At 59.8% G+C, this 15,384-nt stretch carries 19 protein-coding genes; 14 read left to right on the top strand and 5 right to left on the bottom strand.

What is annotated here, in order from left to right:
• Nucleotides 1-41: 41 nt before the first annotated feature.
• A complete protein-coding gene (budC, locus tag PCPL58_RS06675) occupies nucleotides 42-806 on the bottom strand; it encodes a meso-2,3-butanediol dehydrogenase (protein ID WP_003421660.1) in 765 nt (254 codons plus the stop codon).
• A 226-nt stretch (nucleotides 807-1,032) separates the two neighbouring features.
• On the opposite strand from budC, the gene PCPL58_RS32300 reads away from it, so the two are divergent.
• The 11 genes from PCPL58_RS32300 (at nucleotide 1,033) to vapC (ending at nucleotide 10,124) form a co-directional block, all read left to right on the top strand.
• Nucleotides 1,033-1,161, top strand: a complete 129-nt coding sequence (locus PCPL58_RS32300; RefSeq protein ID WP_003346012.1) for a hypothetical protein — start codon at nucleotides 1,033-1,035, stop codon at nucleotides 1,159-1,161.
• 142 nt (nucleotides 1,162-1,303) lie between these two features.
• On the top strand, nucleotides 1,304-2,572 hold the full coding sequence (locus tag PCPL58_RS06670) for an OprD family porin (RefSeq protein WP_065349084.1): 1,269 nt from the start codon (nucleotides 1,304-1,306) through the stop codon (nucleotides 2,570-2,572).
• 179 nt (nucleotides 2,573-2,751) lie between these two features.
• Entirely contained in the window at nucleotides 2,752-3,579 is an 828-nt protein-coding gene (locus tag PCPL58_RS06665) for an NAD-dependent epimerase/dehydratase family protein (protein WP_003346007.1), read from the top strand.
• Nucleotides 3,580-3,621: 42 nt separating this feature from the next.
• Complete coding sequence (locus PCPL58_RS06660) at nucleotides 3,622-4,506, top strand: glucurono-1,5-lactonase (protein ID WP_029571920.1); 885 nt, start codon at nucleotides 3,622-3,624, stop codon at nucleotides 4,504-4,506.
• Nucleotides 4,507-4,563: 57 nt separating this feature from the next.
• Nucleotides 4,564-5,589 (top strand): TRAP transporter substrate-binding protein, encoded by a 1,026-nt coding sequence (locus PCPL58_RS06655; protein WP_024693616.1) that lies wholly within the window; start codon nucleotides 4,564-4,566, stop codon nucleotides 5,587-5,589.
• Nucleotides 5,590-5,652: 63 nt separating this feature from the next.
• Nucleotides 5,653-6,180 (top strand): TRAP transporter small permease, encoded by a 528-nt coding sequence (locus PCPL58_RS06650; RefSeq protein WP_003408544.1) that lies wholly within the window; start codon nucleotides 5,653-5,655, stop codon nucleotides 6,178-6,180.
• On the top strand, nucleotides 6,181-7,461 hold the full coding sequence (locus PCPL58_RS06645) for a TRAP transporter large permease (RefSeq protein WP_065349083.1): 1,281 nt from the start codon (nucleotides 6,181-6,183) through the stop codon (nucleotides 7,459-7,461).
• Between the two features lie 84 nt (nucleotides 7,462-7,545).
• Nucleotides 7,546-8,517 carry an EamA family transporter gene (locus PCPL58_RS06640; RefSeq protein WP_024649225.1) on the top strand — a complete coding sequence of 324 codons (972 nt, stop codon included), beginning with the start codon at nucleotides 7,546-7,548 and terminating at the stop codon, nucleotides 8,515-8,517.
• Nucleotides 8,492-9,373 carry an aldose 1-epimerase gene (locus PCPL58_RS06635; RefSeq protein ID WP_065349082.1) on the top strand — a complete coding sequence of 294 codons (882 nt, stop codon included), beginning with the start codon at nucleotides 8,492-8,494 and terminating at the stop codon, nucleotides 9,371-9,373. The genes PCPL58_RS06640 and PCPL58_RS06635 overlap by 26 nt, the downstream gene beginning before the upstream one ends.
• Nucleotides 9,374-9,489: 116 nt before the next feature.
• Nucleotides 9,490-9,720 carry a type II toxin-antitoxin system VapB family antitoxin gene (gene vapB / locus PCPL58_RS06630; protein WP_065349081.1) on the top strand — a complete coding sequence of 77 codons (231 nt, stop codon included), beginning with the start codon at nucleotides 9,490-9,492 and terminating at the stop codon, nucleotides 9,718-9,720.
• On the top strand, nucleotides 9,720-10,124 hold the full coding sequence (vapC, locus tag PCPL58_RS06625) for a type II toxin-antitoxin system tRNA(fMet)-specific endonuclease VapC (RefSeq protein WP_003345997.1): 405 nt from the start codon (nucleotides 9,720-9,722) through the stop codon (nucleotides 10,122-10,124). The genes vapB and vapC overlap by 1 nt, the downstream gene beginning before the upstream one ends.
• 186 nt (nucleotides 10,125-10,310) lie before the next feature.
• On the opposite strand, the gene PCPL58_RS06620 is transcribed toward vapC, so the two are convergent.
• Nucleotides 10,311-10,886, bottom strand: a complete 576-nt coding sequence (locus PCPL58_RS06620) for a hypothetical protein (RefSeq protein WP_024663312.1) — start codon at nucleotides 10,884-10,886, stop codon at nucleotides 10,311-10,313.
• On the opposite strand from PCPL58_RS06620, the gene PCPL58_RS06615 reads away from it, so the two are divergent.
• The 3 genes from PCPL58_RS06615 (at nucleotide 10,885) to PCPL58_RS06605 (ending at nucleotide 12,483) form a co-directional block, all read left to right on the top strand.
• Nucleotides 10,885-11,073: a PIN domain-containing protein gene (locus tag PCPL58_RS06615; protein ID WP_024663313.1), complete on the top strand. Its 189-nt coding sequence runs from the start codon at nucleotides 10,885-10,887 to the stop codon at nucleotides 11,071-11,073. The genes PCPL58_RS06620 and PCPL58_RS06615 overlap by 2 nt on opposite strands.
• A gap of 235 nt (nucleotides 11,074-11,308) precedes the next feature.
• Nucleotides 11,309-11,821 (top strand): sigma-70 family RNA polymerase sigma factor, encoded by a 513-nt coding sequence (locus PCPL58_RS06610; RefSeq protein ID WP_024663314.1) that lies wholly within the window; start codon nucleotides 11,309-11,311, stop codon nucleotides 11,819-11,821.
• Nucleotides 11,821-12,483 (top strand): ChrR family anti-sigma-E factor, encoded by a 663-nt coding sequence (locus PCPL58_RS06605; RefSeq protein WP_003421647.1) that lies wholly within the window; start codon nucleotides 11,821-11,823, stop codon nucleotides 12,481-12,483. Before PCPL58_RS06610 ends, PCPL58_RS06605 begins: the two co-directional genes overlap by 1 nt.
• Before the next feature lie 22 nt (nucleotides 12,484-12,505).
• Here the strand turns inward: PCPL58_RS06605 and PCPL58_RS06600 are convergent, their stop codons facing one another.
• The 3 genes from PCPL58_RS06600 to PCPL58_RS06590 form a co-directional block, all read right to left on the bottom strand.
• Nucleotides 12,506-13,762 carry a 3-phosphoshikimate 1-carboxyvinyltransferase gene (locus PCPL58_RS06600; protein ID WP_004402530.1) on the bottom strand — a complete coding sequence of 419 codons (1,257 nt, stop codon included), beginning with the start codon at nucleotides 13,760-13,762 and terminating at the stop codon, nucleotides 12,506-12,508.
• A 96-nt stretch (nucleotides 13,763-13,858) separates the two neighbouring features.
• Nucleotides 13,859-14,341, bottom strand: coding sequence for a PAS domain-containing protein (locus PCPL58_RS06595; RefSeq protein WP_003345989.1), 483 nt, complete (start codon nucleotides 14,339-14,341; stop codon nucleotides 13,859-13,861).
• Between the two features lie 3 nt (nucleotides 14,342-14,344).
• A complete protein-coding gene (locus PCPL58_RS06590) occupies nucleotides 14,345-15,349 on the bottom strand; it encodes a response regulator (RefSeq protein WP_004419200.1) in 1,005 nt (334 codons plus the stop codon).
• Nucleotides 15,350-15,384 lie beyond the last annotated feature (35 nt).

Genomic DNA, 15,384 nt, shown 5'->3' with positions numbered 1-15,384 from the left:
CCGGTCTTTACCGGGCTTGATTGTTTCTGCACTCCTGACAGTCACGCTTGTGGCGGCTGCCCGTTGGACGCCGACAGGCCACCGTCGACCGGCAGGTTGACGCCGGTCACGAAGCGCGCGTCATCGCTGGCCAGGAAGGCGATCACGTCGCCGACGTCTTCGGCTTCGCCCGGGCGACCCAGTGGGATGCGCTCCATGAATTTGGCCATCAATGCTTTGTCACCCAGCATATCTTCAGTCAGCTCGCTGCGGGTCAGTGAGGGGCAGACGGCATTCACGCGTACGCCGTCAGCGCCATGGTCCATGGCCAGCGAACGGGTGAAGTTGGTGATCGCGCCCTTGGCCGCGTTATAGAAGCTCATGCCCCAGTCGCCGCCCAGACCGGACACCGACGAGACGTTGATGATGTTGCCTTGGCTGGCGATCAGTGCCGGCATGGCGGTGCGGGTGCAATAGAACACGCCGTCCAGGTCCACGGACATCAGCTCTTTCCAGTCCTCTATGCCCAGCTCGGTCACTTTGCCGGACTTGACGATGCCGGCATTGTTGACCAGCACATCCAGGCGCCCGAAGCGGGTCGCCACTTCCTTGAACAGCGCTTCCACGTCGCTCGGGTCGGCCACATCCGTGGCTCTGATCAAGTGCCCTTCGCCCTTCAGTTGCGCGGCTACTTTGGCCAGCTTGTCGTGATTACGGCCGACCAGCACGACACTTGCGCCTTCCTCGGCAAAACGTTTGGCGGTCGCTTCGCCGATTCCGGAACCGGCACCTGTGACGACGATGACTTTCTGGGTGAAACGATTCATTCGGCAGTCTCCAAAAAATGAACGGGATTATCGGGTGGACTGCACACCCGCCCGCAGCGTTCACTCGCATTTAATTTTGCTTTCAAGAGCGCTGTAAATGACCGGTGAATCGTTAAACCTCGACCATGGGTGCGTTGACAACGCGGCGACGGTCTGCAAATAATCCCCGCAGTTGTACGACAACCTATAACGCCAAAAATAAAAACAACACCGAGGCCAGTCCATCATGAACACTCACGCCGCGCCTGCCCGCTCGATCAGCAAGGGCTCAATCATCGAAGCCTTGATCAGTGACGCCTCGTTTACTGAAAACTCGCACGACCAGACACCCTTCTCGATTCACAACATTCGCTGAAACACAGCGAACGGTACTCGGCCGCCTGCAGGTCGAGGCCATGCCTGGCGACAGGCATCACGTAATCCTCGAAGGTGTCGGCCGCCGCGCGCGCGCGGCCAGGAAAGGGGACGGTTTCACTAAACAAGGGAGCACAACAATAATGACATCTCACACTTCCCGCTCACGCATCCTGCTGGGCGTCGGCGGCATGACGCTGATATTCCCGATGCTTGGCATGGCCGAAGGTTTCGTCGACGACACCAAGGCCACGCTCAACCTGCGTAATGCCTACTTCAACCGCAACTTCACCAACCCGGCTTTCCCGAACAGTGCGGCCCCACAGAACAAGGCCGAGGAATGGACGCAAAGCTTCATTCTCGACGCCAAGTCGGGCTTCACCCAGGGTGTGGTGGGTTTCGGGGTTGACGTGCTGGGCCTGTATTCGCTCAAGCTCGATGGCGGCAAGGATACGGGTGGCACTCAGTTGCTGCCGATTCACAGCGATGGTCGTCCAGCCGATGATTTCGGGCGTCTGGGCGTGGCGGGCAAGGCGCGGATTTCCAAGACCGAACTGAAGGTCGGCGAGTGGATGCCGGTGCTGCCGATCCTGCGCTCCGATGACGGTCGTTCGTTGCCGCAGACGTTTCGCGGCGGCCAGGTCACCTCCAAGGAAATCGACGGCCTGACGCTGTACGGCGGGCAATTCCGCGGCAACAGCCCACGCAACGATGCGAGCATGGAAGACATGTCGCTGAACGGGCGAGGCGCATTCACCTCGGACCGCTTCAACTTCGGCGGCGGCGAGTATGTCTTCAACGACAAACGCACTCAGGTAGGCGTCTGGTACTCGGAACTGCAGGACATCTACCAACAGCAATTCTTCAACCTGCTGCACAGCCAGCCGCTCGGCGACTGGACCCTTGGCGCGAACCTGGGTTACTTCATCGGCAAGGAAGACGGCAACAAACTGGCCGGCGATCTGGATAACAAGACGGCCTACGCGCTGCTCTCTGCCCGCTACGGCGGCAGCACCTTCTATGTCGGTCTGCAGAAGCTGACGGGCGACACGGCGTGGATGCGCGTCAACGGCACCAGTGGCGGTACGCTGGCCAACGACAGTTACAACTCCAGCTACGACAACGCCAATGAGAAATCCTGGCAGCTGCGTCATGACTACAACTTCGCGACGCTGGGCGTTCCCGGTCTGACCCTGATGAACCGCTACATCAGCGGCGACAATGTACACACCGGCAACATCACTGACGGCAAGGAGTGGGGTCGGGAGTCTGAACTGGCCTATACCGTACAAAGCGGTGCGCTGAAGAATCTGAACGTCAAATGGCGCAACTCCAGCCTGCGTCGTGATTTCAGCACCAACGAATTCGACGAGAACCGCGTGTTCGTCAGCTACCCTATTTCATTGCTCTGAAACCGGTGGCAGAGCCTGTCGGCCACGGCAGGTTTTGCCTTGTTACAAATGTATCCGGCCAAGTGCGTGCCCAGACCGTTTTTAGACCTTGGCCGCGTTGACAATCAGCGTATGCGGTGCCGATAATCCGGCAAGTCATACGACAACAGATGACAAAAATAACAATCGGGACTTCTCTCATGGCATCGGCTCATACCACTCAAACTCCCTTCAATCGCCTCCTGCTGACCGGCGCGGCAGGTGGCCTGGGCAAGGTATTGCGCGAAACACTGCGCCCTTACACAAACGTGCTGCGGCTTTCCGACATTGCCGAAATGGCGCCCGCTGTCGACGACCGTGAAGAAGTTCAGGTCTGCGACCTGGCCGACAAGGATGCCGTACACCAGTTGGTAGAAGGCGTCGACGCGATCGTGCATTTCGGCGGTGTATCGGTCGAGCGACCGTTCGAGGAGATCCTCGGCGCCAATATCTGCGGCGTGTTCCACATCTACGAAGCCGCCCGCCGGCACGGCGTGAAACGCGTGATCTTCGCCAGCTCCAACCATGTGATCGGTTTCTATAAGCAGACCGAGACCATCGACGCGCACTCCCCTCGCCGCCCGGACAGCTACTACGGTCTGTCCAAGTCCTACGGCGAAGACATGGCCAGCTTCTACTTCGATCGCTACGGCATCGAAACCGTGAGCATCCGCATTGGCTCGTCGTTTGCCGAACCGCAAAACCGCCGAATGATGAGCACCTGGCTGAGCTTTGCTGACCTGACCCAGTTGATCGAGCGCTCGCTGTACACGCCAGACGTGGGCCATACCGTGGTCTACGGCGTCTCGGACAACAAGACCGTCTGGTGGGACAACCGCCTGGCCAGCAAACTGGACTACACCCCGAAAGACAGCTCGGAAGTTTTTCGCGAGAAGGTCGAAGCCCAGCCGCTGCCGGCAGCCGATGACCCGGCAATGCTGTACCAGGGCGGAGCCTTTGTGGCGTCAGGACCGTTCGGCGACCAATAAGCAGCGCTTTCCTCTCGCAGCACTCTGGAGACACGAACCGTCATGGATGCCGAACTGATTGTCGATGCACAGAACGCCACCGGCGAAAGCCCGGTCTGGAGCGTGCGTGATCAAGCGTTGTACTGGGTGGATATTCCCAAGGGCGAGTTGCATCGCTGGGATTTCAAGCAGAACAGCACACGCAGTTGGAAAGCGCCGCAAATGCTTGCCTGTATCGCCGCCGATAGCCGGGGCGGCTGGGTGGCGGGGATGGAGAACGGAATTTTTCATTTGCAGCCCTGCGAAGACGGCAGCCTGATCAGCACGCTTCTGGCCAGCGTCGAACACGCGCAGGCTGGCATGCGCTTCAACGATGGCCGCTGCGACCGACAGGGTCGTTTCTGGGCGGGCACCATGTTCATGGACATGGCCGCCGGTGCGAGGGTGGGGGCGTTATATCGCTACAGCGCCAGCCAGACCACGCTGGACGCGCAGCTCAAGGATTTCATCGTCCCCAACGGCCTGGCGTTCAGCCCCGACGGCAAGATCATGTACCTGTCCGACTCGCACCCCAGCGTGCAGCAGATCTGGGCGTTCGATTACGACACTGACAGCGGCACGCCGCGCAATCGCCGCCTGTTCGTCGACATGAACCAACACCTGGGTCGTCCCGACGGCGCGGCGATCGACACCGATGGCTGCTACTGGATCTGTGGCAACGACGAAGGCCTGGTTCATCGCTTCACCCCCGCCGGCAAACTCGACCACTCTCTGGTCGTGCCGGTGAAAAAGCCAGCCATGTGTGCCTTTGGCGGCCCCAATCTGGACACCCTGTTCGTGACGTCCATCCGCCCGGGTGGCGACATCGGCGATCAGCCACTGGCCGGTGGCGTATTCGCCCTGCGACCTGGCGTCCAGGGCCTGGAGGAACCCACGTTTCAGGGCTGACAGCGCCCTACCGAAAATCCCGTAGCTCGACCAAAAATAACAAAATCGGAGATATCCATGGATTTCAAACGCAAGCTTCTCATCGCAGCGCTTCCGCTGGCCTTCTGTGTGTCAGGCATGGCCCACGCTGACATCAAAATCAAATTCGCCGAAGTTCACCCGGCAGGCTATGCGCCGGTCGTGGCAGAACAGAAAATGGGCAAGAAACTCGAAGAACAGTCCAAGGGCGAGATCAGTTTCAAGATGTATGCAGGTGGCGTGCTCGGCTCCGAGAAGGAGGTCGTCGAACAGGTGCAGAGCGGCGCCGTGCAGATGACCCGCGTCAGCCTCGGCATCGTCGGCCCGGTAGTGCCGGACGTCAACGTCTTCAACCTGCCGTTCGTGTTCCGTGATCAGGCGCACATGCGCACCATCATCGATGGCGAGATCGGTCAGGAAATTCTCGACAAGATCACCAACTCCGAATTCAACATGGTCGCCCTGGCCTGGATGGATGGCGGCACCCGCAACCTGTACACCAAGAAGCCGGTACGCCAGATTTCCGACCTCAAAGGCATGAAAATCCGCGTTCAGGGCAACCCGGTGTTCATCGAAACCATTAACGACATGGGCGGCAACGGCATCGCCATGGCCACCGGCGAGATCTTCAGCGCCCTGCAGACCGGCGTCATTGACGGTGCGGAAAACAACCCGCCGACGTATTTCCAGCACAACCACTACCAGAACGCCAAGTTCTTCACCATGACCGAACACCTGATTCTGCCCGAGCCCATCGTGATGTCGAAAACCACGTGGCAAAAGCTCAATCCCGAGCAGCAGGCGCTGGTGAAAAAGCTGGCGCGTGAAGCGCAGATGGAAGAACGCGTGCTCTGGGACAAGTCGTCGGCCGAAGCCGAGACCAAGCTCAAGGCTGCTGGCGTGGAGTTCATCACGCTGACGCCTGAGCAGAAGAAAGCCTTCTACGACGCGACCCAGCCGGTACGCGACAAATTCGGCGCGCCTTACAAGGATCTGATCAGCCGTATCGAAGCGGTCCAGACCAATCCTGCACTGGCGGCGAGCACCCCCCAAGCGGCCCAATAAGCCTGTCCCGATCAAGCAGCGGGAACGAGCACCAACTCGTTCGCCGCCGCAGTGGTGAGCCTTATGAAAAATACGCTATTGCGCATCAACGATACGCTTTACCGGGTCTGCATCGGCATTGCCGGCCTATCGGTGTTGATCATGACCCTGATCATCCCCTGGGGCATCTTTGCCCGCTACATACTCGGCAGCGGCTCCAGCTGGCCTGAACCCACCGCCATCCTGCTGATGGTGGTGTTTACCTTCTTCGGCGCCGCCGCCAGTTACCGGGCCGGTGCGCACATGGCCGTGTCGATGGCCGTGGACCGCATGCCTCAGCAGGTGCGCAGAGTCGCCAGCGTGGTGGTGCAGATTCTGATGGCGATCGTCGCCCTGTTCATGATCTTCAAGGGCTTCAAGCTGTGCGCCACCACCTGGAATCAATTCGTCGGCGAACTGCCGTTTCTGCGTGTCGGCATCTCTTATCTGCCGATTCCCCTCGGCGGCCTCGTAACCCTGGTCTTCGTCCTGGAAAGGTTATTGCTGGGTGACCAGAGTCATCGCGCGGTCATGCGTTTCGACGTTATTGAAGAAAGCGAAGGTGCCGCATAAATGGACGCTTTTATACTGTTGGGCAGCTTTATCGCGTTGATCCTGATCGGCATGCCAGTGGCCTACGCGCTGGGCCTTTCAGCCCTGATCGGTGCCTGGTGGATCGACATCCCGGCCGATGCACTGATGATCCAGATTGCGGGTGGCGTGAACAAATTCTCGCTGTTGGCGATTCCGTTCTTCGTGCTGGCCGGAGCGATCATGGCCGAAGGCGGCATGTCGCGACGCCTGGTCGCCTTTGCCGCGGTGCTAGTGGGCTTCGTGCGTGGCGGCCTGTCGCTGGTCAATATCGTGGCTTCGACCTTCTTCGGCGCGATTTCGGGTTCCTCGGTGGCCGACACGGCCTCGGTGGGCTCGGTGCTGATCCCGGAAATGGAACGCAACGGCTACCCGCGGGACTTCTCGACGGCAGTGACCGTCAGCGGCTCGGTGCAGGCGCTGCTGACGCCACCCAGTCACAACTCGGTGCTTTATTCGCTGGCGGCAGGCGGCACGGTGTCGATCGCGTCGCTGTTCATGGCCGGCATCCTCCCGGGCCTGCTGCTCAGCGCAGTGATGATGGGCCTGTGCATGATCTTCGCGCGCAAGCGCAATTACCCCGAGGGTGAAGTTATCCCACTGCGCCAGGCACTGAAAATTGCCGGTGAAGCGCTTTGGGGCATGATGGCCATGGTCATCATTCTCGGCGGCATTCTGTCGGGGATTTTCACGGCCACCGAGTCGGCAGCCATTGCCGTGCTCTGGGCGTTCTTCGTCACCATGTTCATCTACCGCGATTACAAATGGCGCGATCTGCCCAAACTGATGCACCGGGCGGCACGCACCATTTCCATCGTGATGATCCTGATCGGTTTTGCCGCCAGCTTCGGTTACATCCTGACGCTGATGGAAATCCCGATGAAGATCACCACCGCGTTCCTGACCCTGTCGGACAACCGCTACGTGATCCTGATGTGCATCAACGTGATGTTGCTGCTGCTCGGCACGGTCATGGACATGGCGCCGCTGATTCTGATCCTGACCCCGATTCTGTTGCCGGTCATCGTTGGCGTCGGTATCGATCCGGTGCACTTTGGCATGATCATGCTGGTCAATCTGGGGATCGGGCTGATTACCCCGCCAGTGGGCGCGGTGCTGTTTGTCGGTGCCGCGGTGGGTAAAGTCACCATCGAAGCCACGGTAAAAGCACTGGTGCCGTTCTATGTCGCGCTGTTCCTGGTGCTGATGCTGGTGACCTACATTCCTGCCATCTCGTTGTGGCTGCCGAGCGTCGTGCTCTGACGTCTCCCGTTGCAAGGCTGCCGGAGCGCTTGAAAGCGCTCCGGCATGCACCTCTGTTATCCAGCCAAGGAGGCTGGTTTGCGTATGTCCGCCCCTACCCTGTTTCCGCGCCACATCGCCGTGCTGATCCTCGCGCTGCTGGCCTGTTCGTTTGCCGGCAACCACATCGCGGCACGCATTGCCTTCGATCATGACACCGGCCTGCTGCTGGCTATTCTCTGTCGCTCCGGTGTGACCTTGCTGGTGCTGACCAGTCTGGTGCTCTGGCAGCGTGAAAGGCTCAGTCTGCCCGCCAGCACCTGGCGCTGGCAGCTGCTTCTGGGGTTGCTGATCGCCACTCAGAGCTTTTGCATCTACTCGGCGGTAGCGCGTATTCCGGTGGCTCTGGCCTTGCTGGTGGTCAATGTCTCGCCGATCCTGCTGGCGTTACTGACCTGGGCGCTGGGCGGTGCCCGGCCGACGCGGCGCGCCGCAGGCCTGATGGGCCTGATTCTGTTTGGCCTGACGCTGGCGCTGGACGTGCCGCAGCGCCTGTCGAACTCCGGCAGCAGCGAGCCGCAATGGCTGGAAGGTGTCGCCTACGCATCGACTGCTGCGGTGGTGTTCGCCTTTGCGCTGTGGATTACCGATAACAAACTGGCGGGCATGCGCGGCAGCGTGCGCAGCATGCTGACCATGGCCGTGGTGTTCGTCGTCGCGGCCATCGCCGGCAGCAGCGGCGTGCTGCCCGGCGGCGTGGGTCTGCCGACGAGTTCTGTCGGCTGGACCGCACTGGCCAGCCTGGTGGTTTTGTACGGGCTGGGTTTCTCGCTGCTGTTCATCTGCATGGCACGGCTGGACATCGCCCGCAACGCGCCAGTGATGAACATCGAGCCGGTGGCCAGCCTGCTGTTTGGCTGGCTGATTCTCGATCAATTGCTCAGCAGCGGTCAGGTGGTCGGCGGGCTGATCGTGGTCAGCGGCATCGTACTGCTGACCTGGCGTCGCGCCCAGTCGCCTGACCCTCAATCATCCAGAAAGGCTTTGAAGCATGTCCACGAACGTACTGACCCTTGAAGATGGCCTGACCCGTCTGACACTGGCCCCCGACATCGGCGGCAGTATCGTCAACTGGACCGTCCTGGCCAGCGGGCAACCGCTGCTGCGCCCGAGTGACGAACAGGCTCTGGCGGCCGGGACGCCCCGTCGGCTGGCCTGCTATCCGCTGGCGCCGTGGTCGAACCGGATCGGCAACGGCGGTTTCGAGACACCAGACGGCTGGCTGGCTCTGGAGCCAAACAGCGCCAACGACCCGCTGCCGATCCATGGCAGCGCCTGGCAGCAAACATGGACCGTCATCGAACAGAGCGCAGAGCAGGTCTGCCTGCAACTCGACAGCCAGACGCCCTTCGCCTACCGCGCGCACCTGCGCTACACCCTGCGCGAGGGCACGCTGAGCATTGAACTGACCACCACCCATCAGGACAGCCGCGCCATCTGGCACGGGCTGGGCCTGCACCCGTACTTGCCACGCACGGCCCACACTCGTTTGCAGGCAAGGGCTGCGCAGGTCTGGCTGTGCGACGAAGCCGGTTTGCCCCGCGCCTTGCAGGACCTGCCCGCCGAGTGGGACTTCCGTCACGGCAACGCGTTGCCCGACACACGTCTGGACAACGGTTTCACCGGCTGGGATGGCCAGAGCATCATCAGCCAGCCGGATCTGGGCTACGAATTGCACTGCCAGGCCACCGGCAGCGAATACTTTCTGGTGTTTTGCCCGCCGGGGCTGGACTTCTTCTGTTTCGAGCCCGTCAGCCACCCGGTCAACGCGCATCATTTGCCAGGACGGCCGGGGTTGAAGCTGTTGCGGCAGAGGGAATCAGTGACGCTGGAGTTCAGTCTTCGTTACAAAGACCTGAGGCGGGGGTCATGAATAAGTGTCCTGTTGACTCATTTCAAGTTACAGAACAGGCCGGGATATCCCGTTGACATATCCCCAAAAAAACATATTCTTATTCATCTGATACATCAGCCAAGGATGAAGCACTCATGGAACAATCCACAGTCTTCAAAAGCAATCGAAGCCAGGCTGTCCGACTGCCAAAAGCGGTCGCCTTGCCAAACGACGTGAAACGTGTCGATGTCGTAGCCGTGGGCAGAACCCGCATTATTTCCCCCGCTGGTGAAATGTGGAACAGCTGGTTCGATGGTGAAAGTGTCAGTGATGATTTCATGGCAGAGCGTGAACAACCAGCCGAACAGCAGCGCGAATCGCTCTGATGCTCAAGTACATGCTTGACACCAATATTTGCATTTTCACTATAAAGAACAAGCCAACTTCGGTGCGTGAAGCCTTCAACCTCCATCATGGACAGCTATGTATCAGCGCGATCACGTTGATGGAGCTTGTCTACGGCGCAGAAAAGTCTTTGAGCCCCGAAAGAAACCTTGCCGTTGTAGAGGGTTTCACAGCGCGTCTTGAAGTGCTCCCTTACGACAGCGACGCTGCGGCTCATACCGGCATGATCAGAGCCGAACTGGCTAGATCGGGCACACCGATCGGCCCGTACGATCAAATGATTGCAGGACACGCCCGCTCTCTAGGCCTGGTGGTGATCACTAATAATCAGCGTGAATTCCGACGCGTCGAGGGGCTGAGGGTAGAAGACTGGGTAAGCCAATGACCTCAACACGATAACTGCAACGCCTCTTATGTTTTGAGCCCGTCAGCCACCCGGTGAACGCCCATCACCTGTCTAGGCATCCGGGATTGAGCCTTTTTAAGGCATGGGGGGTAGATGAGGTTGGGGGTCGGCCTGCAAGACAAGAGTTTGTAGCAGGCCTCATGCGTGCGAGCCTGGCGTCTGTCATTACGGGGTAATGACCAGCGTTGAAAGGCCGCTGACACCTGTGACACCGGTCGTAGTGCCGCAGCTGTTATTCAACGCGGCCTGAAAATTAACAAGCTCAAATGTACTCAACGCAGTGGCGTCCTTGAAACGGCCATCTGTAATTGTCCCGACACCCAGAACGGCTGTAATCAGACCGTTCACAGTATTGAAACTCGTATTGAACGTGTAAGTGCTGGTCACCCCATCGCTCCAGGTGATGATCCATACCACATTGGACGTTTGCAGCAGTAAAGACTGACAGGATAAAGGGGCCTGAAAACTTTGTATGGACGAAGCGCTGACTACCAGGGGAAATGAAGGTAAAACACACGGTCCCCAATTGCTTGTCGTCACCACGTCGGTAGTCTTGGCGGTATTGGTCACTCCTGGCGACCAAGTTGCGGTGTGAGTTCCTACCGGACAAGTCGCCAGGTTTGCAACCTCAGCCTGTGATCGCTCTGGCGCGAAAAAAAGCCCCGTGCAAACGATGACCAATAACAACAGGCTGGCGAGTCGGACCTGCGAGAACGAAGCGTGCGTGACATGAGTATCCATGATTGTCTCCCTGACGTTGATGGTCTCCAAAAGTCAGATTAAGCAAAAAGCATTTTTCACTCTACTGTCAGAAATGACAGCTAATGGTCGTAAGGCCCGTTCTCCTGGGCTGATCGTTGCCACCCACAACCTGCGAGAATTTCAGCGCACTGATGGTCTTCGTCTGGATGACCGAGCAACTCGCTAAACACACCTTCCAAGTCCAAGGATTCTTGCACCTGAACGGATGCGCCGCTCGTCACATCCTATGATCCACCCCCCACCCCGTTACGTAACACCTCTGCACAGCGAACCAAACCCACACAATGGTGATCAGAAGGTGGATCATGCGCATAACTGCCAGTCTCAGGACCTTCTGTCACTTGTCCCCCTCTCACAGCGAATCGACAATCACCCGACTTTGGATCGATGAAGTCACCGCCGTGGCCCGCCAGAGGGACCGCGACAGCTTCATGCGCATTTACGACCACTTCGCTCCGCGCCTGTTGCGCTACCTCACCGGGCTGAATGTGCCAGAAGGTCAGGCCGAAGAGTTGGTGCAGGAGGTGCTGCTCAAACTGTGGCACAAGGCCGAATCGTTCGACCCGGCCAAGGCCAGCCTGGGGACATGGTTGTTTCGCATCGCACGCAATCTTTACATCGACAGCGTGCGCAAGGACCGTGGCTGGGTGCAGGTGCAGAACTCACTGGAACAACTCGAGCGTCTGGAGGCCCCGGTAGATCGAACACTCGATTACAGCCAGCGCCAGGAGCATCAACTCAACATCGCCATCCAGAACCTGCCCGCCGATCAGGCCCGAGTGTTGCGAATGTCGTATTTCGAAGCGCTCAGCCACCGGGAGATTTCCGAACGCCTGGGTATGCCGCTCGGCACGGTGAAGTCCTGCCTGCGACTGGCGTTTCAAAAGTTGCGCTCGCGGATAGAGGAATCATGATGGGTCCACTACATCATCCGGACGACGCCACGCTGGTCAGTTATGCCGCAGGGGCGCTGTCGCAGGTCATCTCGTTAGTCACTGCCGCGCATCTGGAGCGCTGCGCCGAGTGCCGGGCGCGGCTCAGGCAGGCCGAGGCGATTGGCGGTGTGTTGATGCAGCAGCACACCAGCAGTGTGGTGCCGCTCAAGGGCAGATCGGCCATGCTGGCGCGGCTTGATGAGCAGCAAGCGGGGCTTGTGCCCGCCCTGCACTCGATGCCGGCGGCCAATCAGGACCCGGACCTGATGCCGGTCTGCATGCAGGCGCATTTTGGTCGACACCTGAGTACGTTGAAGTGGAAGACCCTGATCCCCGGCGTACAACGAGTACGCGCCGAAGGCATCGAACAGGGCAACCTGATGCTGCTGAAGATCGCCCCCGGCGTGAGCATGCCGGTCCACAGCCACGAAAGCGGCGAGATGACCATGGTCCTCAAGGGTGCGTATTACGACGTACAGGGAGAGTTCGGACTCAACGATGTGGCCGACCTGGACAGCCATATCCATCACCAGCCCATCGCCTACCCTGACCGGGAATGCATTTGCGTACTGGCCACTGAATCGAAGCTGCGTTTTCAGGGACTGCTTGCGCGGATGATGCAGCCGTTTTTCGGGATTTGAAAAACGGCCGCTGCGCCTGCGGTCAGCGCTGAACGGTGACGCCCAATGAGGCCAGCGCATCCCAGTAGCCTGGGTAGGTCTTGCCGACGCAATCAGGGTCGAGAATGCGGATGCCGGCGATCTTCAGGCCCGCCAGCGCAAAGCACATGGCGATACGATGGTCGGAGTGGGTGTCGATCAAGGCATCGACCGTAGTGCCTGCCAGCGCCGGGTTGGCGTTGACGATCAGATCGTCACCCTCTTCGACCGCCAGGCCGGGTGCGATGGCGCACAGGCCGTGGGACAGTGCCGAGATGCGGTCACACTCCTTGACCCGCAGGTTGGCGATGCCGACAAAGCGCACCGGTTGACGATTGAAGGCGGCCAGTACGGCCAGCGTCGGAATCGCGTCCTGCATCTGCGAACCGTCGATCACGGCCGGCATGTTCGGGAAGCTGGCGATGATCTGGCTGGCCAGCGCATCGGGCTGAGTGAACGCGTCGCTGGCCACGCCCAGATCGATAGCGCCCTCGGTCAGGGCCTGCGCAGCCCACAGGTAAGTGGCCGCCGAGGCATCCGGCTCGATGTGGAAATCCGTAGCGCGATAACCGCTAGCCGAGACTTTCCAGGCGGCATCGCCGATGGCCTGAACCTCGGCACCGAACGCCTGCATGGCCGCCAGCGTGAGGTCGAGGTAGCCACGCGCGCCGATCTCGCTGCCTGTCAATGCAACTTCCACAGGCCCCTTGCCACAGGCGCCGGCCATCAGCAGTGCCGACACGTACTGGCTGGACAGGTTGCCGTCGATTTCGATACGACCGGCCTCAAGACCGCCCTTGCCCTTGATCGCCACCGGCGGGCAACCGCTGGGTGCGCTGACCTCCACGCCCATACGCTGCAAGGCATCGACCAGCGGCCCGATCGGGCGCTTGCGCATGTATTCGTCGCCATCGACCACGAAGTCGCCTTCGAAGTTGGCCAGTGCCGCGGTCAAAAAGCGTGTCGCAGTCCCGGCATTGCCGAGGAACAGCGCCTGCTGTGGCGCCTGCCAATGCCCGCTGCTGGTGACCACGAAGGTGCTGTCATCCGGCTCGTCGACCTGCACGCCCATCAGACGCAAGGCTTCGGACATCACGCGCGTGTCGTCACTCTTCAGCGCGCCGGTCAGGCGGCTGGTGCCTTTGGCCAGCCCGGCCAGCAACAATGCGCGGTTGGTGATCGACTTGGAGCCCGGCGGGCTGACACGCCCGACCAGCGGGCGCTCGACAGGCAAAACAGTGAGGGTGGCTTGAGGTCGCATGATGTCCCTGAGCGTCAGCGGAAAAATCGCGATCCTAGCACGAGCGGGATCAAGCCCGCAGTGCCGGTTTCATTCATCGCCAAGCCCGGGCGCGGGTCAGCTTTTCGCTGAGCCCGACAGTTGCTGCAGCTTGTCGTTGGCCGCCAGCAACTGATTGCGGTTGGCCGCCACGTCGGTGACGTCATAGATCACCAGACACACATGGCTGATCGCCCCGGTGGTCGAACGCAGCGGGAACAGTGTGGTGTTCTGATACATGAACTCCTCCTGCCCGGTAATCGGCTGATAATTCTTGAAACGCACCAGATACGGCCGCTGCTCCCAGATGGTGAACGCCGGCGTGCCGAGGGTCACGACATTGTCGATTTTCTTGCTGAACCACTTCGCGTTGACCTCCGGAAAAATCTCGAAAAAGGTCTTGTCGACTGCCACGTAAGGCACCACGCCGGAGCGGTTTTCCATGAAGGTATTCCAGACCGTCACGCGGTAGTTCAGGTCCAGCACCACGATGCCTACGTCAATGTTCTGCGTGACGGCCAGCAACCAATGAAGCTCGTTGATTTCAATAGCGTTGCTCATGGGTCAGCTCATCATGTAGGCGAGTTTTTTGGTAAGCAGCTCGACCGAATCTTCGGTGAACAGCATCAGCAGATCGAAATGCAGATTGTGGCCTTCCACGCTGTAACTGATTTCGACCGCCAAGGTCTTTTTCCAGCGCTGTTGATTGATGCGGATAAGCTCGTCGATGCCGCCCTGCGCACCCAGCAACTGTGGATGGCCCTGCGAAAAGGCAATGTCGATCTGTTCGGCAATGCCGCTCAGGCAGGCACCGATCAGGATCGTGGACAGGTCGAGCAGCATCTCCATGTCGGAACTGTCGGAGTGATCGCCGCCCATCAGTTGCGAGATACCGGAAATTTCCGAGTCGTGGAAAATCAGCAACGCCTCACCTGCAATACCGCCACCGATGTAGCCCTGACACACCGCAGTCAGGCGCTGATCGCTGTGCGCATCGGCCAGCGCCATGTGCAGCTCGCCAACTTCAAGCATGTTGACGTTGGGCACCGGCAACTGCACGAACACACCCAGTACCTTGGCCAGCAACGCTGCTGCACGGCCCATGGCGACGTTGACGGTTTCGCGGAAGGCATCCTGAAAGCTGATCACCCCGCCCTTGTTGTTAAGAGCCGGCAGTGCAACCGGTGACGCCGCAGGCTTGCCCAGCAGGCCAAGGCGCTCCAGTGTGCTTTTCAGTTCGTCCGGGTCGGCAGGTTTTTTCAGAAACGCCAGCGCGCCCAGCTCCATGACCCGACGCACGGCTTCGTCCTGCACGTCGCCCGACACCACAATCACCTTGGCGTCGAGGTTTTCGGCACGAATCGCCGTCAGCGTCTGGTAACCGTCCATCACCGGCATGGTCAGGTCGAGCAGGACCACCTGGCCCTGACCTTTACGAATCGCTTCCAGGCCTTCCTGCCCCTGGGTGGCCAGCGTGACCGACACATCCCAGTCTTCAGGTAGCGCGCGCAACAGCTGCTTTCGCGCCATGTTCGAGTCATCGCATATCAATAGCGCAAGCGTGGACATCGTGTGGTTCTCACTGCAGGAAAATCAGGCTGACC

The organism is Pseudomonas cerasi (assembly GCF_900074915.1).
Classification (GTDB): domain Bacteria; phylum Pseudomonadota; class Gammaproteobacteria; order Pseudomonadales; family Pseudomonadaceae; genus Aquipseudomonas; species Aquipseudomonas cerasi.
The sequence above is the reverse complement of the archived record's forward strand: the minus strand, read 5'-3'. Positions and strand labels throughout refer to the sequence as shown.

Bases quoted from the DNA above. Each gene is read 5' to 3' on its own strand.
- budC (WP_003421660.1), bottom strand. From the start codon at position 806: ATGAATCGTTTCACCCAGAAAGTCATCGTCGTCACAGGTGCCGGTTCC.
- PCPL58_RS32300 (WP_003346012.1), top strand. From the start codon at position 1,033: ATGAACACTCACGCCGCGCCTGCCCGCTCGATCAGCAAGGGCTCAATC.
- PCPL58_RS06670 (WP_065349084.1), top strand. From the start codon at position 1,304: ATGACATCTCACACTTCCCGCTCACGCATCCTGCTGGGCGTCGGCGGC.
- PCPL58_RS06665 (WP_003346007.1), top strand. From the start codon at position 2,752: ATGGCATCGGCTCATACCACTCAAACTCCCTTCAATCGCCTCCTGCTG.
- PCPL58_RS06660 (WP_029571920.1), top strand. From the start codon at position 3,622: ATGGATGCCGAACTGATTGTCGATGCACAGAACGCCACCGGCGAAAGC.
- PCPL58_RS06655 (WP_024693616.1), top strand. From the start codon at position 4,564: ATGGATTTCAAACGCAAGCTTCTCATCGCAGCGCTTCCGCTGGCCTTC.
- PCPL58_RS06650 (WP_003408544.1), top strand. From the start codon at position 5,653: ATGAAAAATACGCTATTGCGCATCAACGATACGCTTTACCGGGTCTGC.
- PCPL58_RS06645 (WP_065349083.1), top strand. From the start codon at position 6,181: ATGGACGCTTTTATACTGTTGGGCAGCTTTATCGCGTTGATCCTGATC.
- PCPL58_RS06640 (WP_024649225.1), top strand. From the start codon at position 7,546: ATGTCCGCCCCTACCCTGTTTCCGCGCCACATCGCCGTGCTGATCCTC.
- PCPL58_RS06635 (WP_065349082.1), top strand. From the start codon at position 8,492: ATGTCCACGAACGTACTGACCCTTGAAGATGGCCTGACCCGTCTGACA.
- vapB (WP_065349081.1), top strand. From the start codon at position 9,490: ATGGAACAATCCACAGTCTTCAAAAGCAATCGAAGCCAGGCTGTCCGA.
- vapC (WP_003345997.1), top strand. From the start codon at position 9,720: ATGCTCAAGTACATGCTTGACACCAATATTTGCATTTTCACTATAAAG.
- PCPL58_RS06615 (WP_024663313.1), top strand. From the start codon at position 10,885: ATGATTGTCTCCCTGACGTTGATGGTCTCCAAAAGTCAGATTAAGCAA.
- PCPL58_RS06620 (WP_024663312.1), bottom strand. From the start codon at position 10,886: ATGGATACTCATGTCACGCACGCTTCGTTCTCGCAGGTCCGACTCGCC.
- PCPL58_RS06605 (WP_003421647.1), top strand. From the start codon at position 11,821: ATGGGTCCACTACATCATCCGGACGACGCCACGCTGGTCAGTTATGCC.
- PCPL58_RS06600 (WP_004402530.1), bottom strand. From the start codon at position 13,762: ATGCGACCTCAAGCCACCCTCACTGTTTTGCCTGTCGAGCGCCCGCTG.
- PCPL58_RS06595 (WP_003345989.1), bottom strand. From the start codon at position 14,341: ATGAGCAACGCTATTGAAATCAACGAGCTTCATTGGTTGCTGGCCGTC.
- PCPL58_RS06590 (WP_004419200.1), bottom strand. From the start codon at position 15,349: ATGTCCACGCTTGCGCTATTGATATGCGATGACTCGAACATGGCGCGA.